Source organism: Paenibacillus sp. Z3-2 (genome assembly GCF_054161325.1).
Map to the genome: position 1 here is coordinate 995,604 of NZ_CP096397.1, position 20,892 is coordinate 1,016,495.

General features: G+C 47.7%; 15 protein-coding genes. 9 read left to right on the plus strand and 6 right to left on the minus strand.

Annotation, left to right across the window (positions count from 1 at the left end; translation table 11 throughout):
• Positions 1–106: 106 nt before the first annotated feature.
• Entirely contained in the window at positions 107–652 is a 546-nt protein-coding gene (locus tag M1D71_RS04320) for a hypothetical protein (protein ID WP_458125396.1), read from the minus strand.
• 144 nt (positions 653–796) lie between these two features.
• Positions 797–1,390 carry a TetR/AcrR family transcriptional regulator gene (locus tag M1D71_RS04325; RefSeq protein WP_458125397.1) on the minus strand — a complete coding sequence of 198 codons (594 nt, stop codon included), beginning with the start codon at positions 1,388–1,390 and terminating at the stop codon, positions 797–799.
• A gap of 381 nt (positions 1,391–1,771) precedes the next feature.
• Here M1D71_RS04325 and M1D71_RS04330 point away from each other — a divergent pair, with 381 nt between their 5' ends.
• Positions 1,772–2,530 (plus strand): SDR family oxidoreductase, encoded by a 759-nt coding sequence (locus tag M1D71_RS04330; protein ID WP_458125398.1) that lies wholly within the window; start codon positions 1,772–1,774, stop codon positions 2,528–2,530.
• A 172-nt stretch (positions 2,531–2,702) separates the two neighbouring features.
• Here M1D71_RS04330 and M1D71_RS04335 read toward each other — a convergent pair whose 3' ends face one another.
• Positions 2,703–3,737: a LacI family DNA-binding transcriptional regulator gene (locus M1D71_RS04335; RefSeq protein ID WP_458125399.1), complete on the minus strand. Its 1,035-nt coding sequence runs from the start codon at positions 3,735–3,737 to the stop codon at positions 2,703–2,705.
• A gap of 446 nt (positions 3,738–4,183) precedes the next feature.
• Here M1D71_RS04335 and M1D71_RS04340 point away from each other — a divergent pair, with 446 nt between their 5' ends.
• From M1D71_RS04340 to M1D71_RS04355, 4 genes are all read left to right on the plus strand, one after another.
• Positions 4,184–5,470, plus strand: coding sequence for a sugar ABC transporter substrate-binding protein (locus M1D71_RS04340; protein ID WP_458125400.1), 1,287 nt, complete (start codon positions 4,184–4,186; stop codon positions 5,468–5,470).
• A gap of 297 nt (positions 5,471–5,767) precedes the next feature.
• Positions 5,768–7,123 (plus strand): ABC transporter permease subunit, encoded by a 1,356-nt coding sequence (locus M1D71_RS04345; protein ID WP_458125401.1) that lies wholly within the window; start codon positions 5,768–5,770, stop codon positions 7,121–7,123.
• Positions 7,120–7,956, plus strand: coding sequence for a sugar ABC transporter permease (locus tag M1D71_RS04350; protein ID WP_458125402.1), 837 nt, complete (start codon positions 7,120–7,122; stop codon positions 7,954–7,956). Before M1D71_RS04345 ends, M1D71_RS04350 begins: the two co-directional genes overlap by 4 nt.
• A gap of 148 nt (positions 7,957–8,104) precedes the next feature.
• Positions 8,105–9,391: an MFS transporter gene (locus M1D71_RS04355; protein WP_458125403.1), complete on the plus strand. Its 1,287-nt coding sequence runs from the start codon at positions 8,105–8,107 to the stop codon at positions 9,389–9,391.
• Between the two features lie 94 nt (positions 9,392–9,485).
• On the opposite strand, the gene M1D71_RS04360 is transcribed toward M1D71_RS04355, so the two are convergent.
• Positions 9,486–11,642: an alpha-amylase family glycosyl hydrolase gene (locus M1D71_RS04360; protein ID WP_458125404.1), complete on the minus strand. Its 2,157-nt coding sequence runs from the start codon at positions 11,640–11,642 to the stop codon at positions 9,486–9,488.
• A 449-nt stretch (positions 11,643–12,091) separates the two neighbouring features.
• Here M1D71_RS04360 and M1D71_RS04365 point away from each other — a divergent pair, with 449 nt between their 5' ends.
• Genes M1D71_RS04365 through M1D71_RS04375 form a run of 3 tightly spaced genes read left to right on the plus strand, consistent with a single transcriptional unit; the run spans position 12,092 to position 16,292 of the window.
• Entirely contained in the window at positions 12,092–13,471 is a 1,380-nt protein-coding gene (locus M1D71_RS04365; RefSeq protein ID WP_458125405.1) for an alpha/beta hydrolase, read from the plus strand.
• Positions 13,468–14,883 carry a hypothetical protein gene (locus M1D71_RS04370; protein WP_458125406.1) on the plus strand — a complete coding sequence of 472 codons (1,416 nt, stop codon included), beginning with the start codon at positions 13,468–13,470 and terminating at the stop codon, positions 14,881–14,883. Before M1D71_RS04365 ends, M1D71_RS04370 begins: the two co-directional genes overlap by 4 nt.
• Positions 14,877–16,292, plus strand: a complete 1,416-nt coding sequence (locus M1D71_RS04375; protein ID WP_458125407.1) for an ANL family adenylate-forming protein — start codon at positions 14,877–14,879, stop codon at positions 16,290–16,292. The genes M1D71_RS04370 and M1D71_RS04375 overlap by 7 nt, the downstream gene beginning before the upstream one ends.
• Positions 16,293–16,399: 107 nt before the next feature.
• On the opposite strand, the gene M1D71_RS04380 is transcribed toward M1D71_RS04375, so the two are convergent.
• Together M1D71_RS04380 and M1D71_RS04385 are read right to left on the minus strand one after the other, a co-directional pair.
• Entirely contained in the window at positions 16,400–18,172 is a 1,773-nt protein-coding gene (locus tag M1D71_RS04380; protein WP_458125408.1) for an alpha-glycosidase, read from the minus strand.
• Between the two features lie 264 nt (positions 18,173–18,436).
• Positions 18,437–19,015, minus strand: a complete 579-nt coding sequence (locus tag M1D71_RS04385) for a hypothetical protein (protein WP_458125409.1) — start codon at positions 19,013–19,015, stop codon at positions 18,437–18,439.
• A gap of 801 nt (positions 19,016–19,816) precedes the next feature.
• Between M1D71_RS04385 and M1D71_RS04390 the strand changes: the two genes are divergently transcribed.
• Positions 19,817–20,842, plus strand: coding sequence for an ATP-grasp domain-containing protein (locus M1D71_RS04390; RefSeq protein ID WP_458125410.1), 1,026 nt, complete (start codon positions 19,817–19,819; stop codon positions 20,840–20,842).
• Positions 20,843–20,892: the final 50 nt, after the last annotated feature.

Here is a 20,892-nt window from a genome sequence, read left to right on the forward strand (position 1 = left end):
AAATAAATACGCATTATATTGTTATCTTTTTTTATAACTAGAAAAGCGACCGGTCCTCATTAAGCATGGGGAATGGTCGCTTTTTGGGCATCTATGAAGATAGGTACTAGCTGTCATACCCCAAGCCTCTTGCATAAGCGTATAACTGTTCTTCGCATTGATCCATTAGAACACCAGCGGTATTTACTTTGGCATTACCCTGTTTTAGTAACGTGTAATTCACTTTGTTCTTGGAGACTGCCTTTTGGTACAAGAGGTACCCTTCGAGCTGAGTGTAACTTGCTTTGATAAATGTGTCGTGGATTTTCTTAAGTTTAGGGTTGGTAGGCTTGATTTGTTTTGCCTTGGATACCAATTTCGTATAATTGGGGATCACTGTATTCGTAAGTTTAAGATACATGGACTTGCGATTCGTTGAAGTTACCTGGGTGTCGATGCTTTCCAAAGCGGTAAAGGCTTTGGCTTCATAAGTTTCAAGAGCAAATAACTGAGTAGTGTACTCTTTAAATTCTTCATAACTCTGATCTGAATATGTAGAGGTTGCTACTTTGGCTGCATCAGCAGAAGCGGCTGGAGAGAGAAGCGCTCCGCCAAGCAAAACAAAACTTGTAATCAATGATATAATCCACGACTTCTTCAAATGTATTGTCATCCTCCTTTTGTTTGTATTCCATTGGATAATCTAACATATCAATACCAGAAATTACAGGAATGTATTTACATTATTATGGTGATAAACCTTTCTTGAAATCCCTCTCAATGACCACGCTATAGGGAAGAATGGCGATTTGAATATTCAGTCTTTCAACACGACATTGTCAGGCTTGTAATGAATGATTTTGAACAATTCCTCAGCCATGTAGGCGGGGCTGTGCTTGAAATCTTGTCTAATCCACTCCATGATCATGCCGAATATCGCATGAGATTGATAGCTTGCCAGCAGTTCATGGTTAATGTGCTGTGGGAAGATTTGGTTCAGATCCTGTAAGGAGAGATCGCGAAGAACATCACAGATCATGCGCTGGAAGTTGGAAGAAGCCTCGGATTGCACAACCAGTGTGTAGAATTGTGCATGTTGGTGCACATGCTCAAATATAGTGATTGCCGAAGAAGGCATCAGACCAACCTCGAACTCTTTCAAGCCTTGATAGGGTTTGCGAAAAGAAGTCACCAGATCCTGAATCACATCATCGATAATCTCGTTGAACAGGTCTTCTTTGTACTGATAATGTCGGTAGAAAGTTCCCCGATTCAGGTCGGCACGCTGCACAATATCCGTAATCGATATTTCTTTAAAGGGATGTTTTTGCATCAAATGGATGAGTGCATCCTTCAGTGCAGCTTTTGATTTTTTAATTCTTCGGTCCATTGAACTTAGAGTTTCAGACATCTATTTTCCTCCTCGCTATATAAGTTGAACTAAAGAATATTTACACTGGCCACTTCGATGACAGAACAACCTTCCGATCGCTGTTATCCCCAGATTTTTTTGATTCATTTATAAATGGTAAATCCGGGGATAAAGGCGAACGCTTGCGCTTCTTCAAGTTATTTCTGTCCTCTCCGTTTCGTGTAAATGTTTAGTTCAATTTATATAGTTTACTTTAATAGTTAAAGTACATTTAGGCTTATAAGTGTTGTTTAACGTACAACTGGACAAGCTTTTACTGATTGAAGTAAAACGCTATGACTTATTATACTAAGGATAGGAGTTAATGAACATTTGTTTGTTAACTTATTGTAAACGAATAGACAAAGGAGGATACATGAAATGAAACTTCAAGATAAAGTTGCAGTTGTTACAGGTGCTGGATCAGGTATGGGGAAAGCAATTGCTACGTTGTATGCTCTAGAAGGTGCGAAAGTAGTCGTATCGGATATTAACGAAGAGTCCGCACAAGCGGTAGTCAATGATATTAAGGCACAGGGCGGAGAAGCGATTGTCGTTCTGGCCAATGTAGCCAAAGAAGAAGATGTGCAAAATCTGATTGATACGACGGTGAGCACATACGGTACAGTAGATATTCTGGTTAACAATGCGGGAATTATGGATGGCATGGAGCCAGCAGCGGATGTAACGGATGAGAAGTGGGAGAGATTGTTCGCTGTGAACACGACCAGTGTGATGCGGACAACGCGTAAAGTATTGCCGATCTTCCTGGAAAAACAAAAGGGCGTCATCGTGAACATCGCTTCGGCAGGTGGCCTACACGGCGGACGTGCAGGAGCAGCTTATACGGCTTCCAAACATGCGGTCGTGGGCTTCACCAAAAATACAGGGTACATGTATGCTGAGCAAGGCATTCGCTGTAATGCGATTGCTCCAGGCGCTGTGGCAACCAACATCAGCGCCTCCATGGCAGGTATTAGCCATTTCGGTGCAGGGCGGCAACAGCTTGGCATGGCAATCAACCCTCGCATCGGAACGAGCGAAGAGATCGCCAAAGTGGCTTTGTTCCTTGGATCTGACGAGTCCAGCTTCGTGAACGGAACGGTCGTTACAGCAGATGCTGGCTGGAGCTCTTACTAATTCATTCAAGCGCAGTCGAGCATGGAGTACAGAAATAGTATGTAAAGTCAGGAAGCCGCATGAGTTATGCGGCTTCTTTTTTATGCACCTATGCACCTATGTACTGTAGATAACAGCATCATAGCCCGTGTAGGACAAACGTTTGCATTACTACACGGATGCTCGAAATGAATCAATCTGAGGGTGGCTTTGGCTTGGAAAAGAGTGAGGATTCACGCACGATCAGACGATGGGGAATAATGACCGGATTATGAGGCTGTGATTCCCCGCTTAGAATTTTCAACAACACCTGAACGGCTGTGTAACCAAGCTGATAGGTTCCGATATCTATAGAGCTTAGTGGGGGTGAAGCCAGTTCCGATAAAGCAATATTGTTAAAACTGACGACACTAATATCTTCAGGCACCAGATAATGGAGCTCGGCAAGAGCTCTCAATACCCCAAAGGCCACATTGTCATCAATGACAACAATTGCGGTGGGTCTGTCCGGCAAGGACATGAACAGCGACATGGCTCTGAATCCACTTTCCTGCAGGAATTCTCCTTCCACAATCCAATCACTATTCGCATCCAGCCCGGCTTGGGCAAGTGCTTTTTGGTATCCTAGCATGCGATCATGCGATAACGTAATGTCCGGTGGGCCGCTGACAAATCCGATTCGAGTATGCCCTTGAGCGATCAGATGATGAGTCGCATCATATGCGGTCTGCACATTATCGTTATCCACCATGGGGGCATTTGGATGAGCTTCACTGCGCCCGATTAACACAAAAGGAAACTTTTCCGCTTCCAAAAATGAAATGATGGGATCGTCCCGTTTGGACCCGAGCAGCAGAATGCCATCCACCCTACGGCCGTGCACAAGGCGGGATATCGCATGCAATTCATTGTCTGATGATGTCTCGGTTGTTAGCAGCAATTCATAATTCATACGGGTGGCATGCGTTATAATACCTCGCAGCAGTTCTCCGAAAAAGTAATTCTGAAACAACTCTTCTGCAGGACGCGGAAGCATAATCCCAAGGGTATTCGTAGTTTTGGAAACGAGGCTCTTCGCCATGATGTTGGGATGGTAGTTCAATTCTTTCATGATTTGCTTCACTTTGAGAGACGTCTCGGTGCTGATTCTGGGATGGTTGGAAATCACCCGTGACACTGTAGAAGGGGAAACACCCGCCAATTTGGCAATATCCTTGATCGTAATCATGTAAAAAAACCCCTTCTGAACAATCGTATAAATATTCTCCTATGGTAATCCAAAGGATACGAGAAATCAATTGCTAACTGCCGAGTAAGGGATGTACGCGAAGTGAAATTAAGGAAGAAAGAGTCAGAACAAGGAAACAGGAAATTACTGTAGGTAGAAGAAGGAAAATGGTTAAAATTGAACGAATATGGCTTGTGCAAACGTTTGTGCAAAGAAAGTGCAGTATTGTATGATGTGATTGTTATTGTAGCGCTTACATCAGTGTAATTACATGATTGTTGACTTGTTTCTCCCTACATATTGAACGGATAGGTAATCTTGTCTTCCATTTGAGCAAACGTTTGTACAACAGTGAACTTGGAATGCAAAACCTGCCAACTTACGCAGACAAAAGGGTGAAAAGCGCGAACTTTGTTGGACCAAGCAGAGGGAAGGGGACATTTTACATGAGAAAATGGCAAGGGGCAACATTGTCCGTTATGATGGCGTTTACGCTGGCTGCGTGCTCTACGGGAGGTGGAAGCACATCTCCAACTACGGCAGGTGAGAATCCGGAGGAAGCTGTACAGCTGACAGCCGAGAACCTGCAGCCTGAAGAAGGCGCAACCCTGGTGATCTGGGAGGACAAAAATCAAAGCAGCTTTATTGAGCAAAGAGCCAAAAAATTCGAAGAGAAGTATGGGGTAACGGTCAAAATGGAGGAGTTGCCTCCAACCGATCAGGTAACCAAACTGACAACGGATGGCCCGGCGGGTCTCGCGGCAGATGTCGTCGTTTTCCCGCATGATAAGATTGGTAGCGCTTCAGAGGCGGGACTTATTCTGCCCAATGACATATTCGAAGCAGAGACCGTAGAGAACACCAGCGACAACGCACTGAAGGCAGTGACGTTCAAGGATATCCTGTACGGCTACCCGTACAGCGTTGAGACCTATGCCCTTTTCTATAACAAGGCACTCTATCCGGAAGCTCCGAAAAACTTCGATGAGATCATCAGTTTCGCCAAGACGTTCAATAATGTGAAGTCCAATCAATATGCGTTGATGTGGGAATTGCAGCAATTTTACTATAATTATGCGTTCCTGGCTTCGCAGGGCGGTTATATTTTCGGAGACAACGGGATGGACAGTGCGGATCTCGGTCTGAATAACGAAGGAGCCCAGAAGGGTGGACAGTTCTTGCAGACGCTGAAGTCGGAAGTGCTGCCGCTCAAGATGGGTGACGTGAACTATGATATCAAAAAAGGATTATTCTCCAGCGGCAAGCTGGCTATGGACATTAACGGTCCGTGGACCATTGCCGATTATCGCAATGCAGGTATTGATTTTGGCGTTGCTCCGCTTCCTGCAATCGATGGCAAACCGATGACCTCCTTCTCAGGCGTTAAAGCTTATTATGTGAATGCATTTACGCAATATCCAAATGCCTCCAAACTTCTGGCGGCTTACCTTTCCAATGAAGAGGCACAGATGGAGAACTTTGACCTGAACGGTACACTTCCTGCGAACAAGAACGTAGCTGCTGATCCGAAGTTGCAGGAGGACCCGATCAACAAGGCATTCCTGGAACAGTTCAACAACTCGACACCGATGCCTTCGCTTCCTGCCATGGACAGCGTATGGGGACCGATCACTTCGGCCATTACGGATATATGGGATACGGATAAGGATGTGAAGGCATCACTGGATAACGCCGTGAAACAGATCCAGGAAAGCCTTGCAACCGTCCAATGAGGACGAACGACGAATACGAAGATATGCATAAGAGCTGCATAAATTGAACTTCGTATTTACACAAAAACGGAGAGGACAGAAGGAAGCTGAAGAAGTGGAACTAAAAGCTTTCTGAAAGAAAGCTACTTCGGAAGTATATACTCGCCTTTATCACCGGATTTTCCCTTTTGGAAAAGGGATCGAAAAAAATCTGGGGATAACAGCGATCGGAAGCTTATTCTGTCATCGGAGTGGTCAGTGTAAGTGCTCTTTTGTTCAATGTATACAGGTTAGCAATAGGCGGGGAGGAGAGAGCGAATGCAACAGCAGCATGTCCCGGTGCCTGTTGGACCGAACAGGGAAAGACAGCACCGGATGACAGCGGCTATATGTTCCATCATACTGCAAGGTCTTGGACAGCTGTACAATCGACAATGGATTAAGGGGATTTGTCTACTGTTACTGGAGGGAGCAGGGCTTGCGTACCTGCTTCCTCGCCTGTCACAGGCCGTATGGGGCATATGGACACTGGGGGAAAATACACAGCGTTTTGTCAAAGTGAATGGATCCACCGTACTTCAAAGGGGAGACCATTCCATCTTTTTGCTGCTTGATGGCATTATCGTACTGCTGGTGTTTTTTGTGTTTATCCTGATCTACATCCTGAATATTCGGGATGCGTATGTCACGGGGCTCGCGAGGGAGGAAGGCAAGCAGACCCTGAGCGCAGCGGCATCGCTTCGGAACATGATGGACAAAAACTTTCCGTATCTGTTCCTGTCCATCCCGGCACTGGGCATTCTTTTCTTCACAATTATGCCCATCCTTTTTACGATCACGATCGCGTTTACCAACTATTCGGCCCCGGATCATATTCCGCCAGCAAAACTCGTGGACTGGGTAGGCTTCAAGACGTTCAGTGATCTGATCCAGCTGAAATCCTGGAGTCAGACATTTTACGGCGTTCTGACCTGGACGGTCATCTGGGCCATCCTGGCGACAGTCACCACCTATTTTGGTGGCGTGCTAGTAGCGCTGTTGATTGAACAGCGGGGCATACGCTTCAAGAAGCTGTGGCGGACGATCTTTATTTTGCCTTATGCGATCCCGCAGATCATCTCCTTGCTGCTCATGCGTAATCTGTTCAATGGTCAGTTTGGTCCGATCAATACGTACATGAGAGCGTTTGGGCTGGAAGGATTACCCTGGCTGACAGATCCATTCTGGGCCAAGGTCACCGTCATTGTCGTGAACATGTGGATCGGCATTCCGGTCAGTATGGTGCTGATTCTGGGTGTATTGACAGCCATCCCTCGTGATCTTTACGAGGCTGCCGAAGTGGATGGTGCATCGGCATTCCAGAAGTTCCGTATCATTACAATGCCGTTCATTCTTTTTGCCACAACCCCGGTACTCATCATGCAGTTCGCCGGAAATTTCAACAACTTCAATGTCATCTTCCTGCTGACCAACGGGAATCCGCTGCGGGGAGACTACCAGTACGCAGGGGCAACGGACCTGCTGGTGACCTGGCTCTACAAGCTCACGCTCGACAATAACAAATTCAACATGGCTTCAGCGGTAGGCATTATCATCTTCCTCATTATCGCTTCATTCTCCATCTGGAACTTCCGCCGCTCCAAATCATTCAAGGAGGAGGACATGATTCAATGAAGACACGTAATAATCCGCTGCGTTTGGGCCTGAGTTATGTGCTGTTGCTGATCATCGCCGTCGTCTCCATCTATCCGGTACTCTGGATCTTTCTCTCTTCCCTGAGACCCGGCGCGGCATTGTTCAGTGAACGGTTATGGCCGGAAGCTTTCACGCTGACCCATTACGGCGAGCTGTTCAATAACCCGTCCTTTATGTACGGCAGATGGTATATGAATACGCTGAAAATTGCCTTTTTCACAATGATCTTCTCCACGTTGATGGTGACACTCGGAATGTATGCCTTGTCCCGCTTCCGCTTCCGTGGACGTAAAACGATTCTCTCCACCATGCTAATCCTCGGCATGTTCCCGAGCTTCATGAGCATGATTGCAATCTATATCATTTTGCTGCAAATTAAATTGCTCGACACCCACGCTGCGCTCATTTTGGTCTATTCATCAGGAGCGGTACTGGGCGGATTTATCGTCAAAGGTTTCTTTGACACCATCCCGCGCAGCCTGGACGAAGCGGCGCGCATGGATGGTGCGAGTCACCTGCGGGTATTCACCAGCATCATCCTACCCTTATCCAAGCCAATGCTAACTTATGTAGCGCTGACCAGCTTCACGGGTGCGTGGATGGACTTTATCTTCGCCCGGCTGGTGCTGCGAACGAAGGAGAACTGGACGCTTGCAGTAGGCATGTGGGATCTGGTCAACCGGTATCAGGACAGTAACTTTACGATGTTCGCTGCGGGTGCAGTTCTGATCGCCATTCCAATTACACTGCTGTTCGTTTTCCTGCAGCGATTCCTTGTTCAGGGTCTGACGGCAGGAGCTTCCAAAGGGTAATACCGTGCCATAACAGCATAGTCAGCCGCGATACCTGCGGCACTCCAACCAGGCACTTCCGTGATGTCATGTCTTTGTCGACTGACACTGCTGCGGAAGTGCCTGGTTCTGTATGGGCTCGAATAACGATTAGGGAGGAACGTGATGTATGGGCATGAACCCGTCCAGTGAGCCCGAGATTACGGGATACCAAAATGGACAAGCTGTGTTGCATAATACGAAAGCTCCGCGAACACTATGGCATAATGTCACCTTCCGCAGGATATTGTACGGCTACGGCATCTCGGTCTTTGGGGATTGCTTCAATGGGATTGCGATCAGCCTGTGGGTGCTACAGACCACAGGGAGTGCGAAGAGCATGGCCGCCGTACAGATCTGCAATATGGCCGTCAGCTTTCTGTTTGGATCGGTGGCGGGTACGGTCGCGGACCGATTGGATCGCAGGAAACTGATGCTGGCCTCGGATGTATTTCGGGGCGTAATGGCTGTACTGATTGCGATTAGCTTGTTCGGTTGGCATGCGCCGTTCCCGGTGGTGCTGCTGTTGTTTTCGCTTTCCATGTTTTCAAGTCTTTTTCAGGCCCCTGCATTCCACGCATCTGTAGCAAGTATGGTAGGCAGGGAACATATTCAACAAGCAACCGGAACCATTCATATGGTGGATAACCTTGCCCGGATCAGTGGACTAGCCGCAGCGGGAGTGGCTGTTGCTACATTTGGCGGATTCGTTGCCATATTAATTACAGGGGCAACCTTCCTGTTGTCCGCAGTCTGTGTAGTGATGGCGGGCCGCTTTCCAGAGGTACAGCGATCCGTTAGTCAGGTGACCACGTTTGCTCAGGAGTGGCGCAGTTCATTTGGCTACATCTATCGGAATCGTCTGATCCGATCCATTGTATTACTCAATCCCGTCCTGATTTTGTTTTTCATGTCGGAGATGATGCTGGTTCAAGTGATGGCGGTCAAGGTATGGGAGGCGAATCCGGTACAGTTTGGATTGATTGAGACTTGTATTCCGCTGGGATACATGATTGGCTCTGCGTTGCTGATTGCTTCGGGAAAACGATTGAAGCGAAGAGGGAGATGGGTGTTTATCGGGCTGATTGTCTTGGGACCGATATATATTCTTTTATCGAACATATCCTCGCCAATGATGGCACTGCCGTTCATCGTGGGTGGAGGTGCGATGTTCGCCTGCTGCACAATGCTCACCCAGATTATGCTCAGGACAGCGGTTCCGGACGAACTGCAAGGAAGGGTCTATGGCGTGGTCGGCACCATTACCAGTACGGCACCCATTCTGGGATTGACGGTGGTCTCCGTATTGGCAGATCAATGGGGGGCAGCTTCTGTGCTACAAGGGGTCGGCATATTGCTGCTGGCGACAGGTATTCTGGCAGCCACCACATTGAAGTCCATCCGAACCTATCATTAGAAATGTGAGGAACTTATATAGCATAATCCAATAGCAAAACCCGGAGCATACGCTGTGTTAGCGTAACTCCGGGTTAGCTTGTAGACGGATTATCTTATTGCCAGTTTACATTGACTGTGGCTGTACCGCTGGTTGGTGTGGTGAACGTGTGGTTGGAACCACCTTCCCACGTAATGGTCGCACCATTTTTCTTGAAGAATTTGAACTCCAGTTGTTTCCCGGCTGGCACGCTCACATCATAGTACCAGGTTGGGTAGGCGTGGATAACCTGATTGAAAGCAGGCCCAATAGCTGTTGTGCCCGTACTCCAGTTGCCCAGTTCTGCCACGTTGCCTGTCAGATAGATGTTCTGACCGAGTGTGGTGGACGCATTGTTAATGACAAATCGTACAGTAACCTGATCACCGGTAAGGATAGTGAAATTGTTATACGCATTGCTGTTGACGCCATTCGCAGCTACTTTTACAGCGTAATTGCCTGCTGCAACAGCTGGAATGGTAACTTTGATCTGTGTATCTTCCCAGGATGTAATGGCTGCACCGGTAACTGCTGATGTACCGAAGTATACCGTACCTTTGGTGGAACCGAATCCACGTCCGCTAATCGTAACGACATTACCCGGTTTGCCCATGACAGGACCCACATGTCCGATAGTTGGTGTCGTTTCGCTCGTGGTATACTGCCAGACCGCGGTTGCTCCGGCAGCCAGCGTGAATGAAGAGACGGTGCCATTGGTGGAAGTGATGTTATTACCGTTCAGTGCGCCGCCCAGTACATCGGTGTAGTTGCCTGTTGGAAGTGAAGTGCTCAGATTCGTGATACTTGTTGAATTGGAGAGATTGCGATTCACTGCAACCACGGCTACGCTTTTACCGAATTTACGTTCATAGACGTACACATCATTACTGATCCAGCGCTGCTGAGTGGATCCATACGCGATAGCCGGATTCGATTTGCGCAGAGGTGCCAGCTTGCTGATCACGTTGAAGGCAGTGGTTGTTTTGGAGAAGGATGGCATTTTGGCCCGATTATCAGGGTCCCCGTTTCCAGTCAGATACTGCTCGGTACCATAATAGATGGCAGGTACGCCGCGTGAAGTCAGCGTGAAGGCCAGCGCCTGTTCCAGACGACGATTGTTCACGGCACTTGTTTTGAAGCGATCCATATCATGGTTGTCGATGAACGTAACTTGATCATTCACCTGATTGTAATCTGCGGCTGTGCCCGTAATCATCGAATCCAGAGCATACATGTTGGATGTGTTATCCCGGAAGACGTCACGAACAGCAGAGTTAAAGCGGAAATCAAGCAAGCTCATCCCGGATTCATTGGCAAATTCCGTGTTATCCGCATCCGATGCAGCAGATCCCAGGAACCATTCACCGAAGGTGAATACAGGTTTATGTGCATAGATGGAGGACATCCAGCTCTTTTGCCAGCCGAGAGGCATATGTTTCACCGCATCAACGCGAATGCCGTCCACGCCCATATCAAGCCAGAGCTTGATCGCGTCTTTGAAATATTGATCAATGGTACTGTTATTGTGATTCAGGTCAGCCAGGTCATAGAGGTTTTTGTAGATACCATTCTCCAGGGAGGAAAAATCGGAGCCGCCGTTGTGATGGAAATATCCATTCGTATCATTCGTGTATCCGCCAACAAGATTACCGTTATCGTACAACTTGCCATTCTCAGCAAAGGACGTATCGGTTTCCATGGCAGGAGACGTATGGTTCGGTGCAAAGTCAATTACGATCTTGATACCTTTGGCATGAGCGGTCGTAATCAGATTTTGAAAGTCAGCCATTGTTCCGAAATTTGGATTGGTCTTCTTGAAGTCACGTGCCCAGTAGCCATGATATGCTGTGTTGATCACGCCGCCGTAGTTGATCGTAGCGAAGATATTTTCAACTGGTTGGGAGATCCACAGTGCCGTAACGCCCAGATCGCTGAAATAGTTATCGTTGATTTTGTTGATCAAACCCTGCCAGTCACCGCCACAATACAGCTTCAGGTTGCTACAAGTGGCATCGTAGGCAGCTCCAGTGGGATTGTTGGAAGGATTGCCGTCCAGGAAGCGGTCCGTAAAGATCTGATAGATGACGTCTGTGCTGAAGTTCTGCTTGTTGGTAACCGCGGTATCCGCATCGGCATAGATCGCGGAAGCAGGCAGATAGGGAAGTGCGCCCCCTGCAAGTAAACTGAGTGTCAGTGTTGTGCTGAGGAGTACGCGTTTGGCCATTTGAAACATAGTAATCCACCCTTCTCGTGAATGTAGTAGTTTAGATAAACAACCAACCTGGCTCTTGAATAATAGCGCTTTCAATACAACGGAATGATACGCAGCGGATTGAAGACTTCCCCCCTTTTGACACGCCAACAACCCCGGCATCTCCTTCGGGAGTTACCGGGGTTGTCCTAAACCGCTCTGGTTTAAAAGCATGGCCCTCGAGTTATGATCACAACGCTATCGTAAGAAATATTGGATCTTATGTCAATAACTTTTTTGAGAGCATTTATTTTCTATTTTTATGTTTACAAAAGCATGTCCGGGGATTTAAACTATTCGCAGATTCACAATATAAGGGCTATGTATTCCAGGGACATTCACGTGTTCTGGGACAACCCCGTCTCTTCTGAGGCGGGGTTATTTGTCTATGATGCAGTCGAATCGGGAGAAGAAAGGCGGTTGATGATCAGTTGAGTACCCATTCTGTCATCGAATGTTTGGAAGGCGTTCAGGCCTCGCAGCTCGGTAATATCCGCAACATCTATGTGTATCTCCCGCCAGGTTATCATGAGCAGACAGACCGGCAGTATCCTGTGCTGTACGTACATGCAGGGCAACGGGCGTTTGGCCCATCTGGACCAGGCAATGAAACGTGGAATATGGATCAGGCAGCGGACGGTCTGATTGCCTCCGGGCAGATCGAATCACTGATTATTGTCGGTATTGCACATGTCCGTCCAGTCACGCGCAACGAATTCTACCACTTCATTGCTCCTGAGAGAGAGGCCGTGAGTGTGGGGTGCTCAGGCATCGCCTATGAGCATTTCATCATTCATGAGCTCAAGCCGCTCATTGATCATCGTTACCGTACACTGCCGGACAAGTCGAATACCGGGCTGATGGGTTCATCTGCCGCGGCACTTTGTACATTGCACATGGGGATGCGAAATCCGGATGTTTTCGGAAAATTGATCATGATGTCGCCATTCTATGTGGATGTGCAATTGGACGAATCATCGGAAAGCGGACTGTTGGAAGAAGACATGTACCGCTTGCCAGAGGAGGTACCCGCCGTTCGAATGTGGATGGATATTGGAGATACGGAAGGTTTGTTTCTGCCCTCCCAGGTCAGAAGGGTAGCTCATCAACTGCTTGAACGAGGAGTCGAATCGGGTGAGGAGTTGGCATTTCTGGAACAGCCGGATGCTTGTCACCAGGAAGGCGACTGGGGAGCACGCGTTCACCTTCCGTTACTGTACATGTTCGGTCACATGGGTAAGCCATCTTCGCTCGAACTGCTTGGCAGGGATGTCATCGGGCTACAGGGTGGAATGAATGTCTGCATTAATGCACGAATGCATTACGAAAGCGGATTGGTTCAGAGTCTGTTGCAAGGGCACTATTCATCGAGTGCCCCGGATGTACTTCAGGTTCGTGCGAGTGGAGAGTTAATTCCGGTCGGTATTGGGAGTGCATCCATCACTCTGACTGTGGGGGAACTGTCTACTACACGCATCTATACGGTCATTCCTGAATTGTCTACGCACGTAGAGGTTTGCATTCGTGCAGAGGTAGCTCCCGACGAAGATTCGCAGGAAACGATATATGGTGGCATGGGCATGAAGCTGGTTCGTTCCGGTAAAGGTCGATATGAAGGTTGTTACCGAGTCCCGCGTGATAGTGGCTTTTCCTTCCGGTTTACACGTGGTTTCCGGCGTTTTGAGACTAATGTGGATGGCAAGCCTATTGCCAATCGGGTATTTCGAGCAACAGAGGATATGTCTGTGCATTACCTAATCCAATCCTGGGGCAGTACGTCTGCCAAAATGGGAACAGGAGGCAAAAAATGATCATTCACTCATTCGCTCCGGTGCTGGACATTCCCTATCATTATCCCTGCAATTTTCCTCTGATTCATGAAGTGCTCCATCGACAAGGATCCATCACAAGTCTGGCACTGCTGGCGGCAAGTCGGTTGTACAGCCTTCCTTCGTGCGGGGATAACGGACTGGTGAAGCCTTATTTTCACAAGCTGGACTATGCAGAACCGATCTGGGAGATGTATGGTCAGCGGGAGCTGGGAAGCTTCGAAGAGGGGAAGACGCTGATCCGGCAGCATATCAGCGAGGATGAGCTTTTTTTGGCTACAGGAACCAGTTATCATCTGCCTTATGGTGAGGATTATCAGAATCCCGAGTACATTCGCAAACACGTGAAGCAAGGCTCCCGACTACATCTGGTAGACCATTGGATTGCCGTGTATGGTATGGAAGATGAGTATGTCCACGTCTATGATCCCGTTCCCTCCAAGTATATGGGGAAGGTTGCTCAAGCAGCCTTTCATGACTTCTGGAAAGGTAACCAAAGCATCCCCGAGCTTGCACAAGCCAAGCGCAAAGAACTTCGAACGTATGGCACCATGGACATTCGGGCGACTGTGAAACTGGACTCTGCGGGTTATCGCGATATGTTGACCCAGGCGCTGACAACACAGATTGAAGAATTTCTGACAGGCAGGACGATTACACAAGGAGAGCGCGATTATTATTTTGGACATGCGGTGTCTCTGCAACTGATAGATGCATTGTATGCGGAGGATGAAGGGAAGCAGGCCAATGAAATGCTGATATCCGGTCTGCTGTTTGATATGAGATGGAGCCGGTATTTTCTGCGGGATTTGCTTCAGGAGTCAGTCTTATGGCTAGGTTCTCCACTTGATCAATATGCGAGAGAATTTAGCGAAATTATCGTCCGGTGGGAGAAGGCATACAATATGCTTCAGGTCAGTCGGATAAAGCAGCGTGAGCAGTGGAAAGTACAGCTAACAGGTGTAATTAAAATGTTGGTTACCGATGAATGGCAATGGTATGAGTCACTTCGACAGTCCATACCTCAAGCAGATTGCTTCCAACGTCAGACCGTACCGATGATTGGACAAGAACACAGGGAGGCTCTGCTCCGTATCGTGTTGGATAGTTGCCAGGAGTTGAATGCGTACCATAATACATCGATTCCACTTGGTGAGGGTGGTAACGCTCCGCTGTACGGACGAAGTGGGCAACTGGATTCGCTGGAACTCGTGTCATTACTTGCAGTGGTAGAGCAGGGAATCGAAGATCGATGGGGCACGGGTATGGGAGCTGCTCTGGCGGAGATGGCAGCTGCTTCTTTGCCGGAAAGCCCCTATCAGACCGTAGGTTCCCTGGTTGATTATCTCGCACAGCAATGGTCACCTGCCCGTGAGGAGGATGCAGAATGGTGAACCAATTCTTGCTTGAGCGATTCGCAGAACAGGGAGAGCATCCTGCGCTGATCTGGAAGGATCAGGAGTACAGCTATCGGTGGCTGCTGGAACAGGTTGGCATCATGAGTGCGTGGATTACGGCAGAAGGGCTGACAGGGCAACTCGTCACGCTGGAGGAAGACTATTCCCCTTATGCAGCGGCAGCATTGATTGCTTTGCTCGGACAAGGTTGTATCGTGCTTCCGATGGATCGGCATCTGGTTGAAGTCAAACGACAGGAATATATCCTGCTGGCACAAGTGGAGAGGCGTTTGGGTGTTGAAGAAGGCAAGTTGTGCATTCGGCAAACATGTGACTCCTCTGGAGAGGTTCCTTTGTTGTTATCTTCACTTGAACAGGAAGGCGTTGGGGGACTGGTACTCTTTTCATCTGGATCAACCGGAGTAAGCAAGGCGACTGTTCATCGTGCAGACCGGCTATTACAGGGTTTTCGGCGACAGGTTCGGCCCTTGCGAACGATTCCATTCATGATGTTTGATCATATCGGCGGTGTGAATACCATGTTACAGACCCTGTCCAGTGGGGGTTGTCTGTGTATCATTGCGGATCGATCACCTGAAGAAGTGTGCCGGACGATTGAGAAATTTCGTGTGCAGGCCCTGCCAGTCTCCCCAACATTCATGAATCTGTTATTGTTGGGCAGAAATGATGAGGGGTACGATCTGTCCAGTCTCGAAGTGGTGTCGTACGGATCGGAAGTGATGCCAGAAGCTGTTCTGACAGCCTGGAACCGGAAGTTTCCACAACTACGGACGATCCAAGCCTATGGCATGTCTGAACTTGGCATTCTGCCAACCCGCTCCAAAGAGCCAGGCTCATTGCTATTCTCTATTCAAGATGAAGGGGTCAAGTGCCGGGCCGTGGAAGGAGAATTGCAGATCTATACAGAAACCGCGATGATCGGATATCTGAATGCACCATCCCCCTTTACCGAGGACGGGTGGCTGCGAACAGGCGATGAAGCTGTGTTGGAGCAGGAGTACATTCGCATTCTGGGACGTCGTTCCGAGATCATTAATATAGGCGGACGGAAAGTGTATCCTGCCGAAGTTGAGGGTGTTCTGGAACAGATGGAATGTATAGAAGCAGCCGTAGTTTCGGGAGAACAGAGCGGTATCACTGGTCAGAGGGTGAAGGTGACCGTACGACTGGCTACAGAGTGTACTCTTACAGATCTGCGGCGGTCTATCTGGGCATATTGTCGGGACAAGCTGCCTTCATACAAAATTCCGCAGAAAATCGTGATTACGCAAGAGGTGCTCGTAAGTTCGAGAATGAAGAAAATACGAAAACCGATGATTTCGGTGCCTTTCGCCTCGTCTGGGGAAGAGGTCGCGGCCACCACTGAACACCAGGCGGGAGAGTAGAGAACCGCATCCATACTTTTAAGACTCCAAATAGGCTGTCCCTGGTCATCAATATGACCTAGGGACAGCCTATTTAGGGTTATATTCCCTTGTTAGCCGTATTCATATCAGGCTTTCGCAGGTTGTTTGACCTCCATTTGCAGTAAGGAGAATCCGTATGCTTCCAGATCGAGTGTCAGTTTATTTTGCCGAGCTTGCACGGCGTTGGATGTGAACAGATTTCGCCAGACGTTACGATCTGCCAAGGGGAGTTCAAGGGTACACGGCTCATCACCGGCATTAAGCACAAGAAGGATACGCTCACCCGAATTCGAATCCAATCGTTTGATGGCAAGACAGGGATCACCGGCTTTCGCATATACGATCTTCAGTTCCGTGCTGCGTAGAGCAGGGTGCTCTTTACGAAGGGCAATGGTACGGGTGAAGAATTCCAGAAGCTCACGGTTCTGCTTGGCCTCATCCCACTCCATACACTTGCGACAACCCGGATCATATCCCCCATCAAGTCCCACTTCGTCTCCATAATAGATACATGGCACGCCTGGGTACGTAAGTAGCAACGTAACCGCAAGCTTCATCTTGCGCTCATCTCCATCACACAAGGTCAGCAGTCTGGGTGTATCGTGACTTCCGAGCAGATTGAAGGCGGCTTCCGTGACAGGCTGTGAATAAGCTGCGAGAAGTTTGCCGATCTCATTCGCGAAGCCAAGTCCATCGAGCTTGCCATGCACCGTATAGTCCAATACCGAATTGGTAAACGGGTAATTCATCACGGCATCGAACTGGTCTCCCTGAAGCCACATGAGCGAATCATGCCAGATCTCACCGAGCAGGTAGGCGTCGGGCTTGATGGCTTTTACCGTCTGACGAAATTCGCGCCAGAACTGATGATCCACCTCGTTGGCTACATCGAGCCTCCATCCGTCAATGTCCATCTCCTCAATCCAGTACCGCCCTACCTCGAGCAAGTACGCCTTCACTTCAGGGTGTTCCGTATTCAGCTTCGGCATGAGAGGTTCAAAGGCAAAGGTATCGTACGTTGGAATGCCATCCTCGACACGCGGCGGCCAGTCTTTGATATAGAACCAGTCTGCGTAGGGGGAAGAGGCTCCATTCTTCATGACATCGACAAAAGGAGGGAACTCTCTGCCGGAATGATTGAACACCGCATCCAGAACGACGCGTATACCGCGCTGATGACAGGCCTCTACAAAGGACTTGAACTGTTCATTGGTTCCAAAGTGGGGATCAACTTTCATGTAATCGCCTGTATTGTATTTGTGATTCGTAGTGGCCTCGAACAGCGGACAGAAGTAGATGGCATTAATGCCAAGTTTGCTTATATGATCCAGATGATCCAGCACACCTTGCAGGTCTCCACCAAAGAAGTTCACGGGTGTGGGTTCCCCTCCCCAGGGTTCTGCATGGTTGGGACTGATGGATGGATCGCCATTGGCATAACGTTCAGGGAAAATCTGATAAAACACAGCGTCCTTAACCCAGGCAGGCGGTTCAAAAATGTCGACTGGGTTCATAAATGGAAAATCAAAGAATTCGAGTGGATGATCAGGCAGCGCCTGCTCGAATCCGCGCTCCGTCATCCAGACGGATTCCTCTCCCTGAATCAATTGGAATCCATACCGTAATCTGCGATAGGGAGGTGAAGTCTCAGCTTCCCAATAATCGAACATTTCATCTTGAGCAAAGATATGCATGGGGATGTGCGTGATCGTCCGATCCCAGGCATATTTGTCTCCGGTAATGGCAATCACCGCATCCAGGTCCCCACGTTTGGACCGAAGTCGGAGGTGCATGGTCGAGCGGTCATAAGCATAAGACCAATTGAGTTTTGGGCGATGGTAAACGGCTTCAAGAATCATGTGAATCACTCCTCATTAGATGATGAAATTCAGATAAATGTGGCCATTAAACGCAAAAAAGGCACAACCTCAATTGTTCACGAGGTTGTACCTTTCGGCAGCATAGCCTTTTGATTATAGTGTTATTATACGAACTAACTCAGCAAAAGAAAACACTTTTTTTCCTTAAATTTCAAAATTATTTAAAAAGGATAAAGCGATGATTCCATTCCACACGGTGAACGCCAGAATAGTGCATTCTAACGCTACACATGTGTGGCTGTTTTACATTTGGTAGCCCAGTTTTTCGCCATAGGCTCTGATTTCGGCATGATATTGTTGAATGCTTTTGATCCCCGTTGCAATCTTGTCATTACCTTGTTTAAGGAGTTTGCTGTTTACTTTTGTTTTGGCAACAGACTTTTTGAACAATTGATATCCTTCAAGCTGAGCATAGCTTCCTTTGATCAGTTTGGCATGGATTTTTTTCAGTTCAGCGTTCTCCGGTTTGATCTGTTTCAGCATGGAAACATACTTGGTGTAGTTAGGGATGGCTGTATTGTTCAGTTTCAGATAGAAGGATTTGCGATTGGAAGATGTAATGTACGTACTGCCACCTACTGCATCCAATGCTTTCTTCTCGTAAACGGCAGGAGTAGTCAATGCATCCAGATAGTCCAGGAATTCTGCTTCCTCTGCTGTAAGTTCCGGTTCTTCTTCTGTCGTGTCAACTTCATAGTATTCGTCTTCCGAATATGTAGTGGTTGAGTCATCCGCAGCAGCGGCATAGGACCCTGCAGGTGCGAATACCCCGCCAAGCAAGACAAAACTCATAATAATTGATAAAATCCAAGACTTTTTCACGTTACAATTTCCCCTATCTATAGATGTGATTTTATTCCAATGGATAATCTATCATAGTACAACAAGAAATTACAGGAATTGTTTTACAGTAGGTATCTTGATTAGATGCATGTTACTGAATAATGATTCACCAGCAAAAAAGACATGTATTAGATGAAGCTAGAAGTAAGAAGAGAAATTTGCATGTTAAGTTGTAGAAAAAAATTTACATATATGGTTTCTGGAAAATGGATTGTATTCATGAATATTATATGTGTTTAGCTAATATGTCTTTATGTAGTGTTGTTTTCAGAAGTTACAGGGTTCAACAAGGTGTATATCTGGCTGAGGCCTGATCGCTCCATAATATTGCCCGCACGGCCTTTCTACCGCTTGACGTTCCCTCACGGGTATTCACCGCCGGAGAAGGTGCACCATTATTCCTTAAAAGTTTATTATTGACAACCTATCTCGAATTGCCATAAAATAGAATTTGTATGATATTGATAATCATTATCAATATCAAATTACAAAAAATTGATGAGAGTATGAGCAATATAAGTTTAATTCAAATTTCACACGTTAACGGAGGGGGCAGAACAGATCTGAAGAAGCGGAGCTACAAGCTTTCTGCAAGAAAGCTGCATCGTAAGCATAAGCTTCGCCTTTATCACCGGAATTCCCCTTTGTATAAGGGATTCAAAAAAATCTGGTGATAACAGCGATCGGAAGATGGTTCTGACCGCGCAGTGGTTTCGTGTAAAAGCAGTTTTTCAACTTATATAGGAGCGAATACTTTCATTCGATCGAGGAGGATTTTCAGTGTTTCCGAAAGGGATTCATAATCTGCAAAACCGACTCATTATAAGAAAAGCAACGGAAATGGGCATCACTTGTGAGCCCCTTGTCGAAGGATGCGAAGATTTCCTGAAGCTGTCTGTAGGGGACAAGCAGATCATCATTAACAAAACCAGATCTCATCGTCTACCGTTAATCGCTGGACTGCTCGCGAAGAACAAGCAGGCATGCAATATGTTGCTGCATGAGCAGGGGATGCCTGTACCATCATTTATCGTGATCCCGGAGATGGGGAGCGATGCAGCAGCTTTTCTGAATAGATACGGCTCCATTGTGGTGAAACCGCTGGATGCGAGCAGCAGCTTGGGCGTGACACTGGATGTTCGAACCCAAGCTGAACTGGAGGCAGCCATTCGTCTTGCAAGTGTCCATGGCAGCAGCATTATGTTGCAGCAATATGTGACCGGAATTGATTACAGAGTGCTGATCATCAACGGTGAAGTGGCAGCTGTGAATGAGTATCGGCCTGTCTATGTCGAGGGTGACGGGACTTCAACCGTTCGGGCGTTGATCAAACAGTTGAATCAGGATCGAATTGAGATGACGTCCATTGGCGAGTATGAAGCATTTCCCGAGGTTAATGCAGAAGCTGAATGTCTGCTGGAGGTATTGCGTGCACAAGGGACAACAATGGATGAGGTACCTGCCGCCGGAAAAGAAATCGAGCTATATGATCTCCGTAATTCAGCCGCCGGAAAAATCAGTGAGTTCTACAGGGATTGTACCGAATTCATTCATCCCGAGAATACGCGAATGATCATTCAAGCGGCCAAAACGCTTCAGATTGATGTAGCAGGCATCGATGTTCGTTGTCGTGATATCCGAACTCCCATCTCGGGTGAACAGGGGGGCATTCTGGAAGTCAACGCTTTGCCAGATCTGACCCACCACGTCTTTCCCCATGGTGGAACAACACGTGATGTGGTTCGGTTATACCTGGAATACCTGTGTCAGGAGCAACTCGAATATAAGACGTATAACAACGGCTAAAAGATGCAGAACAAGAGTCACAGGCAGCTGGTTCAGCCTGAATCGATTAT

Coding starts and splice junctions, on each gene's coding strand:
- M1D71_RS04380 (WP_458125408.1), bottom strand. CDS start 18,172: ATGATTCTTGAAGCCGTTTACCATCGCCCAAAACTCAATTGGTCTTAT.
- M1D71_RS04325 (WP_458125397.1), bottom strand. CDS start 1,390: ATGTCTGAAACTCTAAGTTCAATGGACCGAAGAATTAAAAAATCAAAA.
- M1D71_RS04340 (WP_458125400.1), top strand. CDS start 4,184: ATGAGAAAATGGCAAGGGGCAACATTGTCCGTTATGATGGCGTTTACG.
- M1D71_RS04360 (WP_458125404.1), bottom strand. CDS start 11,642: ATGTTTCAAATGGCCAAACGCGTACTCCTCAGCACAACACTGACACTC.
- M1D71_RS04370 (WP_458125406.1), top strand. CDS start 13,468: ATGATCATTCACTCATTCGCTCCGGTGCTGGACATTCCCTATCATTAT.
- M1D71_RS04375 (WP_458125407.1), top strand. CDS start 14,877: ATGGTGAACCAATTCTTGCTTGAGCGATTCGCAGAACAGGGAGAGCAT.
- M1D71_RS04345 (WP_458125401.1), top strand. CDS start 5,768: ATGCAACAGCAGCATGTCCCGGTGCCTGTTGGACCGAACAGGGAAAGA.
- M1D71_RS04350 (WP_458125402.1), top strand. CDS start 7,120: ATGAAGACACGTAATAATCCGCTGCGTTTGGGCCTGAGTTATGTGCTG.
- M1D71_RS04320 (WP_458125396.1), bottom strand. CDS start 652: ATGACAATACATTTGAAGAAGTCGTGGATTATATCATTGATTACAAGT.
- M1D71_RS04335 (WP_458125399.1), bottom strand. CDS start 3,737: ATGATTACGATCAAGGATATTGCCAAATTGGCGGGTGTTTCCCCTTCT.
- M1D71_RS04330 (WP_458125398.1), top strand. CDS start 1,772: ATGAAACTTCAAGATAAAGTTGCAGTTGTTACAGGTGCTGGATCAGGT.
- M1D71_RS04355 (WP_458125403.1), top strand. CDS start 8,105: ATGGGCATGAACCCGTCCAGTGAGCCCGAGATTACGGGATACCAAAAT.